We start from the raw sequence: 21,427 nt of genomic DNA on the forward strand, positions 1-21,427 counted from the left end.
TCTGATAAATTGTTAAAGAGCATGCCGCGATTTCTCTAGCGGCGCGGGATGCGTATATTACGCTTTCCGCATTCTCAGTCAAGCATTTATTTTTGCTTTTCTGAAGGTTGCCTTGAAGACCACCTCCTGAACACATCGCTTCGTAAGCCGTTGTTCCGTGTCAGTGGAGGCGCAGTATAGGGATTTCTTCGGAGCTGACAAGCGCTAATTTCAAATTAATTTCCGAGTGCTGATTTTTTCGTCGAAACACCACTAAACTGCTAATTTTTCCAGCAACGGGAAGCCATAACGCTGCAAAATCGGTGACAATTTCGTCACTTCATCATCCATACGCGTACAGAACGCTAAATTCTGACCGGATGAAACCGCCTGCGGTGCTTCATGCTCTAATAACCAAACGGTACGACGCGCAATAGCCGCGCCCGAATCCACCAACCTTGTCCCTTCTGGCAGCACCAATTGCAGCTCATCACGCAGTAAAGGGAAATGCGTACATCCGAGAACCACGGTATCGGGTGGCTCTTTCATGCGTAGCCAGGGTTGCACAGCGCGTCGCACATCAGCCAACTCAACATCTTCGCCATGCAGCTTGGCTTCCGCCAGTTCCACCAGCTCAGCAGAACCGAGCATTTCGATTTTGCAGTCGCGGGCAAATTGCGCCACTAACTCATGGGTATAAGGACGTTTCACCGTGCCGCGCGTGGCCAGCAATCCCACCACGCCATTACGCGTCAGACGCGCAGCAGGTTTAATCGCAGGCACCACCCCCACAACCGGGAATTCGAAGCGCTCACGCAGAGCCGGCAAAGAGATGGTGCTGGCCGAGTTACAGGCGATGATCACCAGCGCAAGCGGGAAACGCTGAGTGATAGCCGTCACCACCGCCACCACGCGCTCGACAATAAAGTCTTCGGATTTTTCGCCGTACGGGAAACCTTCATTATCGAAGGCGTAGAGATAGTGAAGATCCGGCAGTAAATGCCGGACCTCATCATAAACGGAGAGCCCACCCACGCCGGAGTCAAACACCAGCACGGTGGGACGCAGATCAGAAGCTGTAGCTGGCGCTGAGGTAATACTCCGTTCCTGGAGTTGGATAGCCATACGCTGTCTCATAATCTTTATCGAACAGGTTGGCAATTCTACCACGAACGGTGAGCTGTGATGTGACCGGATACGAGACAGCGAGATCTACCGTGCTGTAACTCGATAAACGACGCTGCTCGCTGGCATATTCGCTGGTGTTGTTATCGTAGCGCTTACCGAAGTACTGGTAGATGACATCAATATCAAAGTCATACACCGTCATACCCAGCTGATATTTAGCTTGCTCACGCGCACGACGCGCCAGCGTTTCACCATCTGAATCACGACGAGCATCCAGATAACCCAAAGTGATTTGGTGATGAAGGAAGCGGGTATCAAAATCAGCGGTTGCTTCAATACCTTTCAGCGTAACGGCTTTTTCATTGTAATAGCCGCCCTCAAAAGTCACAGGATCAGAAGCGTAGGTAATGAGATTGCTGACTTTGTTGTGATACGCCGCAACACGCCAATTAACCGGACCGGTTAAACCTTCCAGCGCGGCTTCCCACTGTTTTGATTTCTCAGGATTCAGATCGGGATTAGAGCTGATACCAAAGCGCTTCAGACCATATAGCTGGCCTAACGTCGGCGCCTGGAAACCCGTACCGTAAGAGAGTGATGCCTTATAACCCGGCACAAACTCCCAACCCGCAGCCGTTTGCCAGGTGCCATGACGGCCAAAGTCCTGGTTATCATCGCCACGCGCCGAACCTTCAAGCGTGACATTGCCAAACTGCTGCTGAGCCGTCAGGTAAGCACCGGTGTTGTCTTGCTTGTAGCCATCTTCGTCACGCGGTGCGCCAGAATAGAGTTGTCCCACCGAGCTCAGTTTCTGCTGCTGCCAATCCAGACCCGCGCTGACCATGCCATGCCCCACCGCAAAGGTGTTGCCCCACTGCAGGTTGCGCTGCTCCATGTCATCCAGGCTATTGGAATCCGCATAGCGGCCATCAGACCCAACGTAGTTATAGATTTTGTACTTTTGATAGCTGGCGGTCAGCTGCGAGGAGTAATCCTCTTTATTAAAGCGCAGACCAGTATCAAACGAGTGGTTATAGATCTGTTGCTCATCCTGACCACCGACATAACCCGCATCGTAATCTGAGTTCGCGGCGTAGCCGTAACCCCGGAAGAAGCCAGAAAACGCATCGTTAAACTTGTGGTCAACGCCAGCCCAGAACGCCTTATTGCGCCAGCCATCGCGATCGCGATCGGTCGGAGACGTTGAGCCCGGCTGAACGTTGTAGCCGTTGGTGGCCTGATAAGAGCCCGCCACCGTTACGCGCGTCTGGTCCGTGACATTTTGATTGATTCCGCCGCTGTATTCCTGATAGCCCTTCGAACCAAAGCCAGCAGTCAGCGAGTTTTGATTATTCGGGTTTTGCGTGATGACATTCACCACGCCGCCAATCGCATCAGCGCCGTAAACGGCAGAGCGCGGGCCACGAATGAACTCAACGCGCTGGATGATAGAAACAGGGATTTGATTGAAGTCAGCAACGCCGGTAATGCCGGGTTTAGAGAACGGCACACCGTCAATCAGAATCAGCGTATGGCGCGCTTCCGAACCACGCACATACATAGAAGCGCTTTGCCCAATGCCACCGCTTTGCGCGATGTCCACACCCGGCAAGCGACGCAACACTTCCAGCAGGTTCTTGGATTGCCACTGATCGATCTCGTCACGGGTGACAACAGAAGTAGAAGCCAGCACCGATGAGACCGGCTGTGCGAAGCGGTTAGCGGTAACGATTTGCGTATCATCATTCTGCTGAGCGTAGCCAAATTGCGCCCAGAGAGACAACGCCGTTGCACTGAAGGCAAACAGCGAAGCAGGTGTTTTTTTCATTGTTATAGCATCCAAAAGACGAAGCAGGATGCCGCACGACTACGACCAATAGCTCGCGATGGTCGTATGTATTGCGACGTCACACCGGCAGGTCTTCGGGCTGAGAATCATAAATGGTGAAAAACTTCCCATCCGGCAGGACAGTGTTTGTAATTGCCATCACCACGACATTCATTACCGCTGCGCGTCAGCTCCAGATTCACACTGGATTCCCTTTTAACTCAAGGAGGCCGGCAGGCGCAGTCTACGGCCAGGAAGGCCGGAAATCCAGACTTCCAGCCATCTTGTTTTCCGCAGGGCTGGACATCAGCAGTTGAATGCCTACAATCGCCCGGCAAGCCAGCTTATTACCAGGATTAAAGATGACACCCGAACAGCTCCCGATTGAACAATACGACGCGCAACTGGCGGAAAAAGTCAGCCGCTTACAGGCGATGATGGTGCCCTTTGCCGCGCCCGACGTGGAGGTGTTCCGTTCGCCGGTCAGCCACTATCGGATGCGTGCCGAATTCCGCATCTGGCACGACGGAGACGATCTCTACCACATCATCTTTGATCAACAGACCAAGCAACGTATCCGCGTCGATCAATTCCCGGCGGCCAGTGAATTGATCAACCAGCTGATGCCAAAACTGATCGCGGCGATCCGCGACAACCGCGCGCTGCGTTTCAAACTGTTCCAGATCGATTACCTGTCGACGATGAGCAACCAAATCGTCATCTCGCTGCTCTATCACCGCAAGCTGGAAGAAGAGTGGACTGCCGCCGCCAGCGCCCTGCGCGACAGCCTGCGTGCCGAAGGCTTTGACGTGCAGCTGATTGGCCGCGCCACCAAAACCAAAATCTGCCTCGATCGCGATTACGTGGATGAGCGCCTGCCAGTCGCGGGGAAAGAGATGATTTATCGTCAGGTGGAGAACAGCTTCACCCAGCCAAACGCAGCGATGAATATTCAGATGCTGGAGTGGGCGCTGGACGTGACGCAGGATTCGCGTGGCGATCTGCTGGAACTCTATTGCGGTAACGGCAACTTCTCGCTGGCGCTGGCGCGTAACTTCCGCCGCGTATTGGCCACGGAGATTGCCAAGCCGTCGGTCGCGTCCGCGCAATACAACATTGCCGCCAACCATATTGATAACGTGCAGATTATTCGTATGGCCGCTGAAGAGTTTACCCAGGCGATGACGGGTGTGCGCAGCTTCAATCGTTTAGAAGGCATCGACCTGAAGAGCTATCAGTGCGAAACCATTTTCGTTGATCCGCCACGCAGCGGGCTGGATGAGGAAACCGTGAAGATGGTGCAGGCCTATCCGCGCATCCTTTATATCTCCTGCAACCCGCAAACGCTGTGTGACAACCTCGCGGTGCTGGGAGAAACGCATGATGTCACACGTCTGGCGCTGTTCGATCAGTTCCCGTATACCCATCATATGGAGTGCGGCGTGCTGCTGACGCGCAAGGCCTGATGAATCGGTCGCCATCGATGGCGACCACGGGTTTTGTAAGGTGCGCATTGATGCGCACCGAACAGCAGACAGAAACCTTAGTTACGGTTTTTACGGCGGAAACGCATCCCAATCCAGAACACCAGCGCCACCATCAGTATGGTCGGGATGAAGTTGGAGCCGATATCCGGATATTCAGCCCGCACCAGCGCGCTATAAACCAAAATACCCAGCAGGAAGAACGCCGCCGCCAGTGAAGGCATGCCGTCTGGCATATTGCGGTTGAGATAACGCTGATGCAAACACCAGGCCGCGAGACCAAGCGCAATCAGCGGGAATATCGAAAAGGGAACAAACGTGCTGAACAGCACCGAAAAGGAGCCGTTGATCGCTAAACCGGTGATAAAAGCCAATAAAAGCGTTCCTTTATCGCGTGGGTTTTGCTCAATCATTTCATTATCCTTATCACATTACTCTTCGTTTTTTTCCAGGGTAACCGCCAGACGCTCTTGCTCCCGGCGATACCAGTAATAAGCGCCTTTGGCGATCATGCGCAGCTGCAGCACTAATCGATCCTCAAGCTTACGGCGCTGCTCAATATCAACGTCCAGCGCTTCGGCACCCGCGCTAAACACAATCGTTACCATGGCTTCGGCCTGCGCTTCGGTGAAGCTGCGCGGCATGCGATTTTCCAGTTCAAGATAATCGGCCAGTTCGGCGATGAAGTGCTGAATCTCACGGGCGACTGCGGCACGAAAGGCCGCCGAGGTTCCGGATCGCTCGCGTAGTAAGAGCCGAAAAGCGTTGGGATTGTTCCCGATGAACTCCATAAAAGTTGCCACCGAGGTTTTGATGATGCTGCCGCCCTTCGCAATACGCTGGCGCGCCTGACGCATTAACTGACGCAGCATCAAGCCGCTTTCGTCCACCATGGTCAAGCCCAGCTCGTCGACATCGCGGAAGTGACGATAAAATGAGGTCGGCGCAATCCCCGCTTCGCGTGCAACTTCGCGCAAACTCAGGCTGGCAAAACTCCTTTCTGCACTTAACTGACTGAAGGCAGCTTCAATCAGTGAACGTCGTGTACGTTCTTTTTGTAGCGCTCTGACGCCCATTTTCCCGGCCTTTTAGGTGATTTGGCAGGCACTATAACAAACTTTTCAGCGTACAGCGGTGCAAACTTTGTGAACGCCTGTGAACCTCACGCTTTGTCAAACTTCAGCAATTTACGCTGTTAGAATTCAGATGTGCGCGGCGAGATGTTAGAATCTCGTTGTAAAAATGTGATAAAAAAATAGGACGTACTGGTATGCAAAAGTCTTACGATTACGATGCCATTGTGATTGGCTCCGGTCCGGGCGGCGAAGGTGCGGCGATGGGGCTGGTGAAGCAGGGAGCGCGTATTGCAGTGATCGAACGCTACCACAACATCGGCGGCGGTTGTACTCACTGGGGAACCATCCCTTCCAAAGCCCTGCGTCACGCTGTCAGCCGTATCATCGAGTTCAATCAAAACCCACTTTACAGCGATCACACCCGACTCCTGCGCTCCTCATTCGCCGACATTCTCAACCACACCGAGAACGTTATCAGTCAGCAAACCGCGATGCGTCAGGGCTTCTACGAGCGCAACCGCTGTGAACTTTATCAGGGCGATGCCCGATTTGTTGATGCCAACACCATCGAAGTGGAACAACCCGACGGCACCCGCGAGCGCTTAACCGCAGAGAAATTCGTGATCGCCTGCGGTTCTCGCCCGTATCATCCAGCGGATGTCGATTTTACCCATCCGCGCGTTTACGATTCCGACTCCATCCTCAACCTGCACCATGAACCTGGCCACGTCATCATTTATGGCGCCGGCGTGATTGGCTGTGAATATGCCTCGATTTTCCGCGGCCTAAACGTCAAGGTTGACCTGATCAACACCCGCGACCGTCTGCTGGCGTTCCTCGATCAGGAGATGTCAGATTCCCTCTCCTATCACTTCTGGAACAGCGGCGTGGTGATTCGTCACAACGAAGAGTTCGAGAAGATTGAAGGCGTCGATGACGGAGTGATTATTCACCTTAAATCGGGCAAAAAAGTGAAAGCCGATTGCCTGCTGTACGCAAACGGTCGAACCGGTAACACCGATTCACTGGCGCTGGAAAACGTCGGACTGGAAGCGGATGGTCGTGGCCTGTTGAAGGTGAATAGCATGTATCAAACCGCGCTGCCGCATATCTACGCGGTCGGCGACGTGATTGGTTATCCAAGCCTGGCTTCTGCTGCTTACGATCAGGGCCGCATTGCCGCGCAGGCGATCATCAAAGGTGAAGCCACCGCGCATCTGATCGAGGATATTCCAACCGGGATTTACACCATTCCGGAGATCAGCTCAGTGGGTAAAACCGAACAGCAGCTGACTGCGATGAAAGTGCCGTATGAAGTGGGTCGTGCGCAGTTTAAACATCTGGCGCGTGCGCAGATTGTTGGCATGCACGTCGGCAGCCTGAAGATTCTGTTCCACCGCGAAACCAAAGAGATTTTAGGGATTCACTGCTTTGGCGAGCGTGCTGCGGAGATCATTCACATCGGCCAGGCCATCATGGAACAGAAGAACGGCGGCAACACGATTGAGTACTTCGTGAATACCACCTTCAACTATCCCACCATGGCCGAAGCCTATCGCGTGGCAGCGTTAAACGGCTTAAACCGCCTGTTTTAACGAGGTATCCAGATAACCCTTCATGTGGGTTTTGATTGCTTCTGCCAACTGCTCATAGCGGCTGCGCAGAGGCGATCCTGGACGATAGACCAACGCAATGGTGCGCTGCGGCACCGGCTTGTAGCACGGTAAATAGCAAACGCCATCACGTTCGCGTTCATTCGGCACGGACAGCGCAGGCAGCAAGGTAATGCCGCTTCCGGCGGCAACCATGTTGCGCAGCGTTTCCAGACTGGTGGCGCGGAAATGCGTATCTTCATCGGCACCGGCTTCGAAGCAGAAGCCCATCGCCTGATCGCGCAGGCAGTGCCCATCTTCCAGCATCAGCAATTTCTCACCGGCCAGATCCGACATCGGCACGCGATCGCGATCGCGCCACGGATGATCGGCATACACCGCCAGCGTCATTGGCTCATCAAACAGCGGCACCTCAATAAAGGCTTCACTCTCTTTCACCAACGCTACGATGGCGCAATCGAGCTTACCGCTGTCGAGCTGTGCCAGCAGTTGTTGCGTCTGCGCTTCATGCAGGTACATTTCGAGTTTGGGGAAGGTTTTGTGCAGCATCGGAATGATGTGCGGCAGCAGATACGGCCCGGTGGTTGGAATCAACCCAATGTGCAGCGGTCCAGACATCGCTTCGCCCTGCTGGCTCGCCATCTCCTTCAGCACTTTCACTTCGCGCAGCACGGTTCGCGCTTGATCCACCAGCAACAGTCCAGCCTGAGTAAACAACACCTTACGGCTGGTACGCTCCAGCAGCATCACACCAAGTTCATCTTCCAGCTTACGAATCTGTCCACTTAAGGTGGGTTGGCTGACATGACATGCGTCAGCTGCACGCCGGAAATGGCGATGCTCCGCAAGTGAAACCAGGTATTCGAGATCACGAATATTCATTGAAATCCTCCAAACCACGATAGCCCGTGGCGATAGATAGAATAGCAATGAACGATTGGCCCTATCAAGGCGCGAGCGGGAATAATACGCCTCATCTGATTAAGACCATTGAATTGTGAGGAGAAGATATGTTCGCAAGCCAGGAAGGCAAAGCCGTACCGCAGGTCACCTTTCACACGCGTCAGAGCGATCGCTGGGTTGATATCACCACTGACGAACTGTTCAAAGACAAAACCGTTATCGTGTTCTCGCTGCCGGGTGCGTTTACGCCAACCTGCTCATCGAGCCACCTGCCGCGCTACAACGAGCTGTTCAGCACCTTTGCACAGCACGGTGTCGACAGCATTCTGTGCGTGTCAGTGAACGATACTTTTGTCATGAATGCGTGGAAAGCCGATCAGCGCGCTGAACATATCACCTTTATCCCGGACGGCAATGGCGACTTCACGCGCGGCATGAATATGCTGGTCGAAAAAGCCGATGTCGGTTTTGGTCCGCGCTCCTGGCGTTATTCGATGCTGGTGCGCAACGGCGTGATCGAGAAGATGTTTGTCGAACCCAACAAGCCGGGCGATCCGTTTGAAGTGTCCGATGCCGATACGCTGCTGCGTTATCTGGCGCCTGAATTTAAAGTGCAGGAATCTGTGTCGCTGTTTACTAAGCCGGGTTGCCCGTTCTGCACCAAAGCGAAACAGCTGTTGATCGATCACAGCATCGCATTTGAAGAAATTGTGCTGGGGCAAGATGCCACAACCGTGAGTCTGCGTGCGGTATCAGGCCGCGCCACGGTGCCTCAGGTCTTTATCGGTGGTCGTCATATTGGCGGTAGCGACGATCTGGAGCAGTACCTGCAATCTGCTTAAAACCAATCACTGTGCTGGCCGGGAGTGGCCTGCCCTTGATGATGTGCCTATAACAATATGTAATTCCGAAGCTAGAGGTTGGCGGGCTACCGAAGAGGTGCCCGCTTTTTTTTGCTTGTCGCTCGCCTGCTGGATATCAACAGAGCGCGATAAATCGCGCCGCTACGCATTCCTGCACATACCGTAGCGGCGCAATTTATTGCGCATAGCTTTTAACCTAAACGCTTCTGCGCTTCGCCGATGGCAAACGCAACTTGCTGCGGTGACACGCCGCCCTGCGCATTACGCTTATCGAGGCAGGATTGCAGCGACAGAATCGGATACACGTCATCCTCAATCACCGCACTGAACTGCTTCAACTGCGCCAGAGTGAGCGCTTCCAGCGCCACGCCTTGCTTGATCGCTTCCACCACGGTTTCACCCACAATGTGATGGGCTTCGCGGAACGGAACGCCTTTTGCCACCAGATAATCGGCCAGCTCGGTCGAGTTGGCGTAGCCCTGCTCAGCGGCTTCCTGACAACGCGGGCGTTTTACCTGAATGCCGTCCAGCACCAGCACCGACATATGCAGGCAGTCGAGCCAGGTATCGAGCGCATCGAACAGCCCTTCTTTGTCTTCCTGCATATCTTTGTTATACGCCAGCGGCAGGCCTTTCAGCGTCATCATCATGCCGGTCAGCGCACCTTGCACACGGCCACATTTACCACGGATCAGCTCCAGCGCATCCGGGTTCTTCTTCTGCGGCATCAGCGAAGAGCCGGAAGTGACTTTATCCGACAGCTCAAGGAAGCCCGCTTCACCGGTGTTGAAGAAGATCAGATCTTCAGCAAATCGCGACAGATGCACCATGCCAATCGAGGCGTCTGACAGCAGCTCCAGCACGTGATCGCGATCGGAAACGGTATCAAGGCTGTTACGCGTGGCAGAAGCAAAACCTAACCAGCCGGCCAGCTGCTGACGATCGATCTCGTAAGCGGTACCCGCCAGCGCGCCGCAACCCAGCGGACTGACATCCATACGCTTCAACGCATCCTGCAGACGGCTCTCGTCACGCGCCAGCATCTCAACGTACGCCAGGCACCAATGCGCGAAAGTCACCGGCTGCGCACGCTGCAGGTGTGTGTAACCCGGCATCACCGCGTCCTGATTGGCTTGTGCCGTGGTGACCAGCGCCGATTGCAGTTCGCGCGTCGCCTCCAGCAGCACGGCAACTTGCTCTTTGCACCACAGTTTCAGATCGGTCGCGACCTGATCGTTACGGCTACGTCCTGTATGCAATTTCTTGCCCAGCGCGCCGACTTTGTCGATCAGCTTGCCTTCCACCCAGCTGTGAATATCTTCCGCATCGCTTTGCAGAATCTGCTCAGGATTGGCGCGTACCTCGGCCAGCAGCTCATTCAACGCGCTTTCCAGCTGTTGCTGCTCTTCATTAGTCAGCACGTTGACCGTCACCAGCGCTTTTGACCAGGCAATCGAGCCGGTAATGTCCTGCTCGGCCAGGCGATAGTCAAAACGCAGCGAGTCGTTGAACTGTTTGAACCGTTGGTCTGCTGCCTGCGAAAAACGTCCGCCCCAAAGTGCCATCTGAATTACTCCTGAATCCGTTATAGAAAAGGCGGCCCGAAGCCGCCCTTGCAAAATATGTCGATTGCCGCGGTATTACTTCTTCTGCTCGTTCAGCGCGCGAATGCGTGATGAGAGTGAGAACAAGCGGATAAAGCCGCCCGCGTGACGGTGATCGTAAACTTCGTCTTCGCCAAAGGTGGCGAACTCTTCAGAGTACAGGCTGTTAGCGGACGTTTTCTGAATCGCCGTGGCGTGGCCTTTATACAGCTGCAGTACCACTTCGCCATTCACCTCTTCTGCCAGTGATTCAGCAGCGGCCTGGATAGATTTACGCAGCGGCGCGAACCAGCGGCCATCGTAAACCACGTAAGACATTTCATGGCCCAGCTGCTCACGCCATTTGAAGCTATCGCGATCCAGCACCAGCTGCTCAACCGCACGCAGCGCGTTAACCATGATGGTGCCGCCCGGGGTTTCGTAGCAGCCGCGGGACTTGATGCCCACCAGACGGTTTTCCACGATGTCGATACGACCCACGCCGTGTTTCGCGCCCAGCACGTTGAGTTTTTCCAGGCACTGGAACGGGCTCAGCTTCTCGCCATTCACCGCTACCACGCCACCTTTCTCAACGGTGACGGTGACGTTTTCTGGCTGATCTGGCGCTTCCAGCGGATCTACGGTCCACACCCAGCAATCTTTGTTCGGTGCATTCGCTGGGCTTTCCAGCACGCCGCCTTCGGTAGAGATGTGCCAGGCGTTCTCATCACGGCTGTAGATTTTTTCCAGCGACGCGGTGGTCGGAATATTGCGCTCTTTCAGGTAATCCAGCAGCGCTTCACGTGAACGCAGGTCCCACTCACGCCATGGCGCAACCACTTTCAGCTGTGGAGCCAGCGCGGTGTAGGTGGTTTCAAAACGCACCTGATCGTTACCTTTACCGGTTGCACCGTGGCACAGCGCATCTGCGCCCACTTTCAGCGCCAGCTCAACCTGGGCTTTAGCGATAATCGGACGCGCCATTGAGGTACCCAGCAGATAAGTGCCTTCGTACAGGGCGCCGGTCTGCAGAACCGGATAAACGTATTCGCTGATGAACTCTTCACGCAGATCGGCCACGTGGCACTCAGACGCACCAGACTGCAGCGCTTTCTTCTCTACGCCTTCCAGATCAGCGGGATCCTGGCCAATGTTCGCCACGAACGCCACCACTTCACAACCACCGTAGTTCTCTTTCAACCATGGAATGATGGCTGAAGTATCCAGGCCGCCTGAGTAGGCCAGAACGATTTTTTTGATGTTTTGCGTGCTCATGTCTTAATCCTTGATTATGCGAGAATCCGGGTGCCAATCGACACGCCGTTGAAAAGGGTTGGCAGTTGTTCAGCATGACGCCAGCTGGCGATATCGACCGGGCGACCGAGCGTGCGGGCGGCATCGAGCGCCGCGTTCACTTTCACGATCATGCCATCGGTGATGATGCCCTGCGCAATCAGCTGTTCCGCTTTCGCGGCGGTCATCTCTTCAATGCGCTGACCTTTGCCATCGAGAATGCCGCTGACGTCTGACAACAACACTAAGTCAGCGCCAATGGTCGCCGCCAGCGCGGTTGCCGCCTGATCAGCATTGACGTTCATCAACTCGCCGCCGTCGGTAATGCCAATTGAGCTGATGACCGGCATGTAGCCCGCCGCCAGCAGCGTATTCACCAACGCCGGATTACCTGGCGTTGCGTTGCCAACGTGTCCCAGCTCTTCATCGAACTGCGCCACATTGACCAAACCGGCGTCGCCGAGGCACAAGCCCACTGCGCCGATGCCATATTTCTTCGCCCACGCCAGCAGCGTTTTGTTGGCGGTACCGGCTAACGCACCGGTAATAATGTCAATCTGATCGGCTGGCGTCACGCGCAAACCGTTCTTCTTTTTCACCGGCAGCGCGAGCTTCTTCATCAGCTCGTCCACCACGCAACCGCCGCCGTGCACAATGATCAGCGGACGCTGATGTTCATTGCGATATGCCAGCAGGGCATCAAACAGACGGGCCAGCGCTTCTTCGCTATCCAGCAGCACGCCACCCAGTTTAATGATCAATGGATTCATTGCGTTATCCGTTCGTTAAATCAGAGACAGCGTTTCGGGGAAGCCGAAACGAATGTTCAAACACTGAACCGCCTGCGATGAGGCACCTTTCAGCAGGTTATCTTCGGCAGCCACAACAATCAGGTGCTCGCCCTGCATGGCGAAGCCGATGTCGCAGAACGGCAAACCGACCACCGCTTTCAGCGCCGGTACGCCTTTGTCATACACGCGCACCAGCGGTTTGTCGTGGTAGGCGTTATGGAAAGCATCGGCCACATCCTGCTGGGTCACGCCCGCTTTCAGGCGGCAAGTGGTGGTCGACAAAATCCCGCGCGGGAAGCTGCCCAGATGTGGCGTGAAGATCACCGGCGTACCGAGATGCGCCACAATTTCCGGGTGATGACGATGATTAAACAGGCCGTATGGCTGCAAGCTCACTTCACAGAAGCTGGTGCCAACGTTGGCTTTGCGCCCTGCGCCGCTCACGCCGCTGGTGGCGTTGATCACTGGCCACTGTGCATCGTTAAGCAGGCCCGCTGCGATCAGCGGTTTCAGCGAAAGCTGGGCTGCGGTTGGGTAGCAACCCGGCACCGCAACCAGCTCCGCGTCTTTGATTTTGTCGTGCTGCCATTCGGCCAGGCCGTAAACCGCCTTGTCCAGCCAATCCTGATGCTGATGGCTGAAACCGTAATATTGCGTATAGAAAGCGTCGTTGTTTACGCGGAACGCGCCGGAAAGATCAAACACCACGCAACCTGCTTTGAGGAATTCGGGTGCCAGATCGTGGCTGACTTCGTGGGCGGTGGCGAGGAACACCACATCCACTTTGTCGGCCCATTCAGCGGCGTCGCTCAGCGGCTGCAGCGGCAAATCGACAATGCCTTTGAGCTGCGGATGCAAATCCGACAATAACTTTCCAGCATCCGGGCTTTGCGCTGAAACCGCCAAAGCGGTTATGTTCATATGCGGATGGCGATTCAGGTAGGTGGCAAGCTCTACGCCAGCGTAACCACTGGCACCAACGATCAGCGTATTCAACATCAGGCTGTATACCTTATTACAGTCACACGTATCGGGTCGCGGCCTTGCCCCGTTGCCCAGAATGCCGTTTGCAGAAGATTTGATGCTTCACATGCAAGCGACGTTATTGTATTTTTATTCACTATTAATGCATGAATATTGATACATCCTAACCCAAGGACCGTCAACAGTGAAGACAAAATTACCACCTTTTATCGAACTCTACCGCCAGTTGATTGCCACGCCATCAATCAGCGCAACCGACAGCGCACTGGATCAGAGTAATGAAACTTTAATCAATTTGCTGGCCGGCTGGTTCCGCGATATTGGCTTCAGTGTTGAAGTGCAGCCGGTGCCTGGCACGCGGCATAAATTCAACATGCTGGCGCGCAGCGGATTGGGCGCAGGCGGCTTGTTATTGGCGGGTCATACCGACACCGTGCCTTACGATGATGGCCGCTGGACGCGCGATCCTTTCACGCTGACCGAACACGACAACAAGCTGTACGGCCTCGGCACCGCCGATATGAAAGGTTTCTTCGCCTTTATTCTGGATGCGCTGCGTGACGTTGACGTGACCAAACTCAGCAAGCCGCTCTACGTCCTCGCCACCGCCGACGAAGAGACCACCATGGCGGGCGCGAAGTATTTCTCTGAATCCACCCAATTGCGTCCGGATTGCGCCATCATCGGCGAGCCCACCTCGCTTAAGCCGGTGCGCGCGCATAAAGGTCATCTGTCGAATGTGATTCGTATTCAGGGGCAATCGGGCCACTCCAGCGATCCGTCGCGCGGCGTCAACGCTATTGAGCTGATGCATGAATCCATCACCCAGCTGATGCAGCTGCGTAACACGCTGAAAGAGCGTTACAACCACGATGGTTTTGCCATTCCTTATCCCACCATGAACTTTGGTCATATTCATGGTGGCGACGCCGCCAACCGCATCTGCGCCTGCTGTGAATTGCACATGGATATTCGTCCGCTGCCGGGCTTAACCCTGAGCGATTTGGATGGCCTACTGAATGACGCGCTGGCGCCGGTGAGTGCGCGCTGGCCGGGACGTCTCACCGTGGGCGAGCTGCATCCGCCGATTCCAGGCTACGAATGCCCGGCCGATCATGAGCTGGTGCAAGTAGTGGAGAAGCTGCTGGGTGTGCCAACCGAAGTGGTGAACTATTGCACTGAAGCGCCTTTTATCCAGCAGTTGTGCCCAACGCTGGTTTTAGGCCCGGGATCTATCAATCAAGCCCACCAACCTGATGAGTTTATTGATACCGCATTTATCAAGCCGACTCATGCGCTTATCACTCAGGTCGTACAGCATTTTTGTCATTGATGAACAACAGATGGGGCATTTCACTGTTAAATCAGCAAATTGCCCCGTCATTGTTCGGGATTTGATAATAAGAATAACTTATCTCGCTTCGTTGCAAGCAAATTCTTTGAATTTCCGCCATTTAGCAGCACATTTACGCAGATTTAAGGCAATTGACGTGCAGGAAGATACGTGGCTAGATAAAAGACGATGTTATGCCCGTTGGGCGTAAGAGTATTAAAAAGACGATAAGGGTGTCAGGGTCCAATGAACGAACAATATTCCGCAATGCGAAGTAATGTCAGTATGCTCGGCAAACTGCTCGGGGATACGATTAAGGATGCACTAGGAGAGAACATCCTCGACCAGGTGGAGACCATCCGTAAACTCTCTAAGTCATCCCGTGCGGGAAATGACACTCATCGTCAGGAACTGCTGACCACGCTGCAAAATCTGTCGAATGACGAGCTGCTGCCGGTGGCGCGTGCGTTTAGCCAGTTCCTTAATCTCACCAACGTGGCAGAACAGTATCAAACCATTTCGCGTAGCGGCGATGGCGCTAACCATCCTGAGCTGCTGAAAAAGACTTTCGAGCGTCTGAAACAGCAAGGCGATATCAGCGAAGCGGCGATCCGCCAGTCGATTGAAGAGCTGTCGCTGGAGCTGGTGCTGACTGCGCACCCCACCGAAATTACCCGCCGCACGCTGATCCATATGCTGGGCGAAGTGAACAGCTGTTTGCAGCAACTCGATCACAGCGATATCTCTGACTACGAACGTACCCAGGTGATGCGCCGTCTGCGTCAGCTGGTGGCGCAAGCGTGGCACACCGACGAGATCCGCAAATACCGTCCTACGCCTATTGATGAAGCCAAATGGGGCTTTGCCGTGGTGGAAAACAGCTTGTGGCAAGGCGTGCCGGCTTTCCTGCGTGAGCTGAATGAACAAGTCGAAGAGACCTTTGGCATTAAGCTGCCGGTCGATTTCGTGCCGATCAAATTTACCTCGTGGATGGGCGGCGACCGTGACGGCAATCCAAACGTCACCGCACCGATTACCCGCCACGCAATGCAACTGAGCCGCTGGAAAGCCGCGGACCTGTTCCTGCGTGATATCGGCGTGCTGGTTTCTGAGCTGTCGATGTCCGAATGTAGCGACGAAGTGCGCGAGTTGTGCGGCGATCCGGAAGCGCTGGAGCCCTATCGTATGGTGCTGAAGCGCATCCGCAGCCAGCTGATGACCACGCAGGCCTATCTGGGCCGTCGTCTGAAAGGCGAGCGTCTGCCGCGTCCGGCCGATCTGCTGGTCTCCAACGATCAGCTGTGGGATCCGCTGTTCGCTATCTATCAATCTCTGCAGCAGTGCGGCATGGGCATCATCGCCAACGGCCAGCTGCTGGACACGCTGCGCCGCGTGAAGTGTTTCGGCGTGCCGCTGGTGCGTATTGATATCCGTCAGGAGAGCACCCGCCATACCCAGGCGATTGCCGAAGTGACGCGCTATCTCGGCCTCGGTGATTACGAAAGCTGGTCAGAAGCCGATAAACAAGCCTTCCTGATTCGCGAACTGAATTCTAAGCGTCCGTTGTTGCCGCATCAGTGGGAACCGGGCGATGAGACGCGCGAAGTGCTGGATACCTGCAAAGTGGTGGCCGAAGCGCCGCAGGGTTCAATTGCTTCCTACGTGATCTCCATGGCGAAAACGCCGTCGGACGTGCTGGCCGTGCATCTGCTGCTGAAAGAAGCCGGCATTCCTTACGCCATGCCGGTTGCGCCGCTGTTTGAAACCCTTGATGACCTGAACAACGCTAATGACGTGATGACGCAGTTGCTGAACATCGACTGGTATCGCGGCTTTATCAATGGCAAACAGATGGTGATGATTGGCTATTCCGACTCGGCGAAAGATGCCGGCGTGATGGCCGCCAGCTGGGCGCAATATCAGGCGCAGGATGCACTGATCAAAACCTGTGAAAGCGCGGGCATCACGCTGACGCTGTTCCACGGACGCGGCGGCTCAATCGGTCGTGGCGGCGCGCCAGCCCATGCGGCGCTGTTGTCACAACCGCCGGGCAGCCTGAAAGGTGGCCTGCGCGTGACCGAACAGGGCGAGATGATTCGCTTCAAATACGGTTTACCCGAAGTCACCATCGCCAGCCTGTCGCTGTACACCGGTGCGATTCTGGAAGCCAACCTGCTGCCACCGCCGGAGCCAAAGCGCGAATGGCAGGAGATCATGAATGGTCTGTCGGCGCACTCCTGCGCGATGTATCGCGGCTATGTGCGTGAAAACCCGGACTTCGTGCCCTATTTCCGCTCGGCCACGCCAGAGCAGGAGCTGGGCAAATTGCCGCTGGGTTCACGTCCGGCTAAACGTCGCCCAACCGGCGGTGTGGAATCGCTGCGTGCCATTCCGTGGATCTTCGCCTGGACGCAGAACCGCCTGATGCTGCCAGCCTGGCTGGGCGCGGGTGCCGCGTTGCAGAAAGCGATGGATGAAGGTCATCAGGATGAGCTGGAGAACATGTGCCGCGAGTGGCCGTTCTTCGCCACACGTCTTGGCATGCTGGAGATGGTGTTCTCGAAAGCCGATCTGTGGCTGGCGGAGTACTACGATCAGCGTCTGGTGGATAAATCACTGTGGTCGCTCGGCAAGCAGCTGCGCGATCAGCTTGATGCGGATATCAAAGCGGTGCTGACCATCGCGAACGATGCCCATCTGATGGCTGACCAACCGTGGATTGCCGAGTCTATCGCGCTGCGTAACGTTTATACCGATCCACTGAACGTGTTGCAGGCTGAACTGCTGCATCGTTCACGTGCGCAGGAAGAGCGCGGTGATGAGCCAGATGCGCGTGTTGAACAAGCGTTGATGGTGACGATCGCGGGTGTTGCAGCGGGTATGCGTAATACCGGTTAATTTAGTGACATGATGTGAAAAAGGAGCCAACTGGCTCCTTTTTTATTGGTTTACCGGTGCGATGAATGCGCACCCTACAAAACCGGCAACCTGTAGGGTCGCCATTCATGGCGACCACCAAACTTAACCACCTATCGCCGGACGCACGCCCAGCGTGTGGCAAATGGCGTAACTCAACTCGGCGCGGTTCAGCGTATAGAAATGGAAATCCTTTACCCCTTCCCGCGACAGGATTTTCACCATGTCCATCGCGACGCTGGCACCCACCATTTTGCGCGTTTCCGGATCGTTATCCAGACCTTCAAACATCGCACTCATCCAGCCCGGCACCCGCACATTGGTCATGGTGGCGAAGCGTTGTAGCTGCTTGAAGTTAGAGACCGGCAAAATACCCGGCACGATTTCCACGTCGATACCGGTTGCGACACAGCGATCGCGGAAGCGCAGGTAACTTTCCACGTCGAAGAAGAACTGGGTGATGGCGCGGTTAGCACCGGCATCAATTTTGCGTTTCAGATTGATCAAATCGGCCTGCGCGCTTTTCGCTTCGGGATGCACTTCCGGATAGGCCGCCACCGAGATGTCAAAATCGCCAACCTCTTTCAGCAGTTCAACCAAATCCGAACCGTACATTTCCGGCTTGCCGCTGCCTGGCGGTAAATCACCGCGCAGTGCCACGATATGACGAATGCCGCTATCCCAATAATCACGCGCGATACCGCGCAGCTCATCACGCGTGGCATCAATACAGGTCAGATGCGGTGCCGCTTCCAGGCCGGTACGATCTTTAATGCCTTTAATGATGCTGTGCGTACGGTCACGTTCGCCAGAGTTGGCGCCGTAGGTGACAGAGACGAATTTCGGCTTCAGGCTGCTCAGTCGATCGATTGAGCTCCACAACGTTTCTTCCATTTCACTGGTACGTGGCGGGAAAAATTCGAAAGAGACATTAATTTGCCCGTTCAGCTCAGCCAGGCTCTGGTTCAACGCTTCGCGTTGATTGGCGTGAAAGAAACTCATCCTTATTACCTCGTCATCACATATCGATTATTTTGCGGCCTTCGAACATCCATCCGTTTAGACGTCCAGATGCACAAAATGAACGATTCCCGCGCTAGCGTCAACTGAAAATTAATGAACAGGCGTGACAAATCTTCAATCAAGCTGAAAGCGTTTCATGATGGTCGGGAGAAGGTGAAGAGTGCAGACGGACGATGCCGTCTGCAGAGTGAGGCAGATTACAGCAGCTGTGCGAGGCGGTTGATATCCGATTGCAGCGCGCCCGCCGTAACATCGCGGCCTGCACCTGGTCCGCGAATCACCAGCGGATTATCGCGATACCAGCGGCTTTCGATGGCGAACACGTTATCACACGGCAGCAGCGCGGCCAGCGGATGCTCGGGACGTACCGCTTCCACGCCAACGCGCGCTTTGCCGTTGGCATCGAAACGCGCCACGTAACGCAGCACCAACCCCATTTCCTGCGCTGCTTCCAGGCGCTGCAGCATCTGGTCATTTAACTCGTCGGCGTTTTCGAAAAAGTGATCAATCGACTCACCGTCGCAAATCGCCGGCACCAGCGATTCGACACGCACCTGATCCGGCTCGATGTCGTAGCCCGCTTCACGCGCCAGAATCACCAGCTTGCGCATTACGTCCTGCCCGGACAAATCAACGCGCGGGTCCGGTTCGGTCAAGCCTTGCTGCCACGCCTGATCGACCAGCTCGCTAAACGGCACCGTGCCATCAAATTGCAGGAACAGCCACGACAGCGTGCCGGAGAAGATGCCGCTGATCGCCAGAATGCTATCGCCGCTTTCGCGCAAATCGCGCACCGTGTGATTGACCGGCAAACCGGCACCGACGGTGGCGTTATACAGCCAGTGACGACCGGTTTTAGCGAAAGCATCACGCACCTGACGCCAGCTCTGACCGCTCGACGCACCGGCAACCTTGTTGGCGCTGATAACGTGGAAGCCGTGGCTGGCGAAATCGTGATACTGCTGCGCCAGCTGCTCGCTGGCGGTGACGTCCAGCACCACTAAATCATCAAACGGGTGCGCACGCATCCACAGGAACAGTGACTCTTCATCGCGCTCAACCGCTTCATCATCAAAGAACGCCAACGCGCGGCTGGCTTCCAGACCGTCGTAGCTCAGCAAACTGCGGCTGCTGTCTGCCACGCCCGCCAGCACATACTCAAACCCCGTACGCGCCGACAGCGTTTCCTGCTCGCGGGCAAACAGCTCCAGCCAGCGTGAACCGATGTTGCCTTTACCGAACAAGATCAGGCCGATGCGTTTTTCCGCGCGGAACAGCGACTGATGCAATCCCTGAATCAGGTGCTGCGTCGGGCCGACGCGCAGTACCGCCACGATGCTGATGTGATCTTCCGATTGCCAGACAAACTCCACCGGCTGATCTTTAATCTGCTGCCAGAAGCGATGGCTGTGCAGCGGATTACGCGTCACGCCCGCGCCCACCAGCGCCACCAGCGCTAAGCCGTCGCGCAGCTGCAGATGGCCCGGCAGTGCGGCGTCCTGCAACAGGTTGAAGGCGCTATTCACCACTTCCGAGGTGTAACACAGCTGCAGCAGGCGACGATCGGGATGCACGCCGATCGCCAGCGGACGCAGCTGCGCGCGCTTCAGCAGCAGATCGATCTCTTTCTGCTGGGTTTTGAAATCGTGATTGTCGGGAATTTGAATCTCCACCAGACACACATCATCGTGGCTGGTGACGATACGCGCGCCGGTGCCGGAGGCCAGCACGCGCTCAATGCGCGTCGAGCCCTGCTCCGGTTGATAGCTGCAACGCAGCTGCAAGTCGATGTCGCTATTGGAAACCGGCTGCAAGGTGCGGGTGTGCAGCACCGGCGCAGCCAGGCGCGCCAGCTCGCTGGCTTCATCAAGACGCAGCAGCGGCAGCAGGCACGCATCAGAGACTTTACGCGGATCGGCGCTGTAAACGCCTGCCACATCGCTCCAGATGGTCACGCGACCCACGCCCGCCAGCGCACCAATCTGCGTTGCCGAGTAGTCCGAGCCGTTACGGCCAAGCAGCACGGTTTCACCCGCTTCGCTACGGCTGATAAATCCGGTCACCACCAAACGCTTATGCGGATGCTGCGTTAACAACTCCTGCAGCAGCGGCCAGGATTTGCCTTCATCAACCTGCGGCTGCGCGGCACGTTCAGCACGCAGGAAGTCACGCGCATCAAGCCACGCGGCTTCGATCTCGCGCTGGCTCAGCACCGCGGCCATCAAGCGCGCCGACCAGATTTCGCCGTGCCCCACCACTTCGGCATACACCGCGTCGGTGATGGTGCCATCGAGCAGCGCCGCCAGTCTTTCCAGATCGCGTATAAAGGAAGACGTCAGGGTTTCGGCATATTCAGCAGGCAGCAGTGCAGCAATTAACTCGCTGTGAAAACGCCGTAAAGCCTGTTGCACCTGATGGGCAGATAAGCGATCGCTCTGGCTCAATTTCAGCCAGCTGATCAACTGGTTAGTAGTGCTGCCTGCGGCAGAGACCACCATTAAGTCGCCTGGCTGGCTGTAATCCGCCATGATGCTGGCCACACGCTGATAGCAACGTGCGTCGGCCAGGCTACTGCCACCAAATTTATGCAACTGCTTGATCGGCGTTCCCGCGCCCACTGAACTCGTCAT

General features: G+C 55.6%; 16 protein-coding genes and 1 riboswitch. Of the genes, 5 read left to right on the forward strand and 11 right to left on the reverse strand.

Annotated elements, in window-relative coordinates; all coding sequences use genetic code 11:
• Window positions 1-252: 252 nt before the first annotated feature.
• Together murI and btuB are read right to left on the reverse strand one after the other, a co-directional pair.
• On the reverse strand, window positions 253-1,104 hold the full coding sequence (gene murI, locus HX773_RS15270; protein ID WP_008109644.1) for a glutamate racemase: 852 nt from the start codon (window positions 1,102-1,104) through the stop codon (window positions 253-255).
• On the reverse strand, window positions 1,049-2,935 hold the full coding sequence (gene btuB / locus HX773_RS15275; RefSeq protein WP_176972229.1) for a TonB-dependent vitamin B12 receptor BtuB: 1,887 nt from the start codon (window positions 2,933-2,935) through the stop codon (window positions 1,049-1,051). Before btuB ends, murI begins: the two co-directional genes overlap by 56 nt.
• Window positions 2,936-3,003: 68 nt before the next feature.
• Window positions 3,004-3,185, reverse strand: a riboswitch (cobalamin riboswitch).
• Between the two features lie 112 nt (window positions 3,186-3,297).
• Here btuB and trmA point away from each other — a divergent pair.
• Window positions 3,298-4,401 (forward strand): tRNA (uridine(54)-C5)-methyltransferase TrmA, encoded by a 1,104-nt coding sequence (gene trmA / locus HX773_RS15280; protein ID WP_176972230.1) that lies wholly within the window; start codon window positions 3,298-3,300, stop codon window positions 4,399-4,401.
• A gap of 77 nt (window positions 4,402-4,478) precedes the next feature.
• Here trmA and HX773_RS15285 read toward each other — a convergent pair whose 3' ends face one another.
• Window positions 4,479-4,832, reverse strand: a complete 354-nt coding sequence (locus HX773_RS15285) for a YijD family membrane protein (protein WP_008109647.1) — start codon at window positions 4,830-4,832, stop codon at window positions 4,479-4,481.
• 18 nt (window positions 4,833-4,850) lie between these two features.
• Entirely contained in the window at window positions 4,851-5,495 is a 645-nt protein-coding gene (gene fabR, locus HX773_RS15290; protein ID WP_176972231.1) for an HTH-type transcriptional repressor FabR, read from the reverse strand.
• Window positions 5,496-5,689: 194 nt separating this feature from the next.
• Between fabR and sthA the strand changes: the two genes are divergently transcribed.
• Window positions 5,690-7,090, forward strand: coding sequence for a Si-specific NAD(P)(+) transhydrogenase (gene sthA, locus HX773_RS15295; protein WP_008109650.1), 1,401 nt, complete (start codon window positions 5,690-5,692; stop codon window positions 7,088-7,090).
• On the opposite strand, the gene oxyR is transcribed toward sthA, so the two are convergent.
• Window positions 7,073-7,990, reverse strand: a complete 918-nt coding sequence (oxyR, locus tag HX773_RS15300; protein WP_008109652.1) for a DNA-binding transcriptional regulator OxyR — start codon at window positions 7,988-7,990, stop codon at window positions 7,073-7,075. The genes sthA and oxyR overlap by 18 nt on opposite strands.
• A 128-nt stretch (window positions 7,991-8,118) precedes the next feature.
• Here oxyR and HX773_RS15305 point away from each other — a divergent pair, with 128 nt between their 5' ends.
• On the forward strand, window positions 8,119-8,853 hold the full coding sequence (locus tag HX773_RS15305; protein ID WP_176972232.1) for a glutathione peroxidase: 735 nt from the start codon (window positions 8,119-8,121) through the stop codon (window positions 8,851-8,853).
• A gap of 212 nt (window positions 8,854-9,065) precedes the next feature.
• Here HX773_RS15305 and argH read toward each other — a convergent pair whose 3' ends face one another.
• The 4 genes from argH to argC all read right to left on the reverse strand — a co-directional run bounded on the left by argH (window position 9,066) and on the right by argC (window position 13,540).
• Window positions 9,066-10,439, reverse strand: coding sequence for an argininosuccinate lyase (gene argH, locus HX773_RS15310; protein WP_176972233.1), 1,374 nt, complete (start codon window positions 10,437-10,439; stop codon window positions 9,066-9,068).
• 75 nt (window positions 10,440-10,514) lie between these two features.
• A complete protein-coding gene (locus HX773_RS15315; protein ID WP_176972234.1) occupies window positions 10,515-11,732 on the reverse strand; it encodes an argininosuccinate synthase in 1,218 nt (405 codons plus the stop codon).
• Between the two features lie 14 nt (window positions 11,733-11,746).
• The gene (gene argB, locus HX773_RS15320) at window positions 11,747-12,520 is read right to left on the reverse strand and encodes an acetylglutamate kinase (RefSeq protein WP_007885411.1); all 774 of its coding nucleotides are present in this window, start codon (window positions 12,518-12,520) and stop codon (window positions 11,747-11,749) included.
• Between the two features lie 15 nt (window positions 12,521-12,535).
• Window positions 12,536-13,540, reverse strand: coding sequence for an N-acetyl-gamma-glutamyl-phosphate reductase (argC, locus tag HX773_RS15325; protein WP_176972235.1), 1,005 nt, complete (start codon window positions 13,538-13,540; stop codon window positions 12,536-12,538).
• A 169-nt stretch (window positions 13,541-13,709) separates the two neighbouring features.
• On the opposite strand from argC, the gene argE reads away from it, so the two are divergent.
• Together argE and ppc are read left to right on the forward strand one after the other, a co-directional pair.
• Window positions 13,710-14,858: an acetylornithine deacetylase gene (gene argE / locus HX773_RS15330; protein ID WP_101760637.1), complete on the forward strand. Its 1,149-nt coding sequence runs from the start codon at window positions 13,710-13,712 to the stop codon at window positions 14,856-14,858.
• Between the two features lie 246 nt (window positions 14,859-15,104).
• Complete coding sequence (gene ppc, locus HX773_RS15335) at window positions 15,105-17,756, forward strand: phosphoenolpyruvate carboxylase (RefSeq protein ID WP_176972236.1); 2,652 nt, start codon at window positions 15,105-15,107, stop codon at window positions 17,754-17,756.
• Between the two features lie 123 nt (window positions 17,757-17,879).
• On the opposite strand, the gene metF is transcribed toward ppc, so the two are convergent.
• Window positions 17,880-18,776, reverse strand: a complete 897-nt coding sequence (metF, locus tag HX773_RS15340) for a methylenetetrahydrofolate reductase (protein WP_176972237.1) — start codon at window positions 18,774-18,776, stop codon at window positions 17,880-17,882.
• Window positions 18,777-18,994: 218 nt separating this feature from the next.
• Window positions 18,995-21,427, reverse strand: a complete 2,433-nt coding sequence (locus HX773_RS15345; RefSeq protein ID WP_176972238.1) for a bifunctional aspartate kinase/homoserine dehydrogenase II — start codon at window positions 21,425-21,427, stop codon at window positions 18,995-18,997.

Origin of the sequence: Pantoea sp. B9002 (assembly GCF_013385945.1) — a bacterium.
GTDB lineage: Bacteria > Pseudomonadota > Gammaproteobacteria > Enterobacterales > Enterobacteriaceae > Pantoea.

Bases quoted from the DNA above. Each gene is read 5' to 3' on its own strand.
- murI (WP_008109644.1), bottom strand. From the start codon at position 1,104: ATGGCTATCCAACTCCAGGAACGGAGTATTACCTCAGCGCCAGCTACA.
- btuB (WP_176972229.1), bottom strand. From the start codon at position 2,935: ATGAAAAAAACACCTGCTTCGCTGTTTGCCTTCAGTGCAACGGCGTTG.
- trmA (WP_176972230.1), top strand. From the start codon at position 3,298: ATGACACCCGAACAGCTCCCGATTGAACAATACGACGCGCAACTGGCG.
- HX773_RS15285 (WP_008109647.1), bottom strand. From the start codon at position 4,832: ATGATTGAGCAAAACCCACGCGATAAAGGAACGCTTTTATTGGCTTTT.
- fabR (WP_176972231.1), bottom strand. From the start codon at position 5,495: ATGGGCGTCAGAGCGCTACAAAAAGAACGTACACGACGTTCACTGATT.
- sthA (WP_008109650.1), top strand. From the start codon at position 5,690: ATGCAAAAGTCTTACGATTACGATGCCATTGTGATTGGCTCCGGTCCG.
- oxyR (WP_008109652.1), bottom strand. From the start codon at position 7,990: ATGAATATTCGTGATCTCGAATACCTGGTTTCACTTGCGGAGCATCGC.
- HX773_RS15305 (WP_176972232.1), top strand. From the start codon at position 8,119: ATGTTCGCAAGCCAGGAAGGCAAAGCCGTACCGCAGGTCACCTTTCAC.
- argH (WP_176972233.1), bottom strand. From the start codon at position 10,439: ATGGCACTTTGGGGCGGACGTTTTTCGCAGGCAGCAGACCAACGGTTC.
- HX773_RS15315 (WP_176972234.1), bottom strand. From the start codon at position 11,732: ATGAGCACGCAAAACATCAAAAAAATCGTTCTGGCCTACTCAGGCGGC.
- argB (WP_007885411.1), bottom strand. From the start codon at position 12,520: ATGAATCCATTGATCATTAAACTGGGTGGCGTGCTGCTGGATAGCGAA.
- argC (WP_176972235.1), bottom strand. From the start codon at position 13,540: ATGTTGAATACGCTGATCGTTGGTGCCAGTGGTTACGCTGGCGTAGAG.
- ppc (WP_176972236.1), top strand. From the start codon at position 15,105: ATGAACGAACAATATTCCGCAATGCGAAGTAATGTCAGTATGCTCGGC.
- metF (WP_176972237.1), bottom strand. From the start codon at position 18,776: ATGAGTTTCTTTCACGCCAATCAACGCGAAGCGTTGAACCAGAGCCTG.
- HX773_RS15345 (WP_176972238.1), bottom strand. From the start codon at position 21,427: ATGACGAGTTCAGTGGGCGCGGGAACGCCGATCAAGCAGTTGCATAAA.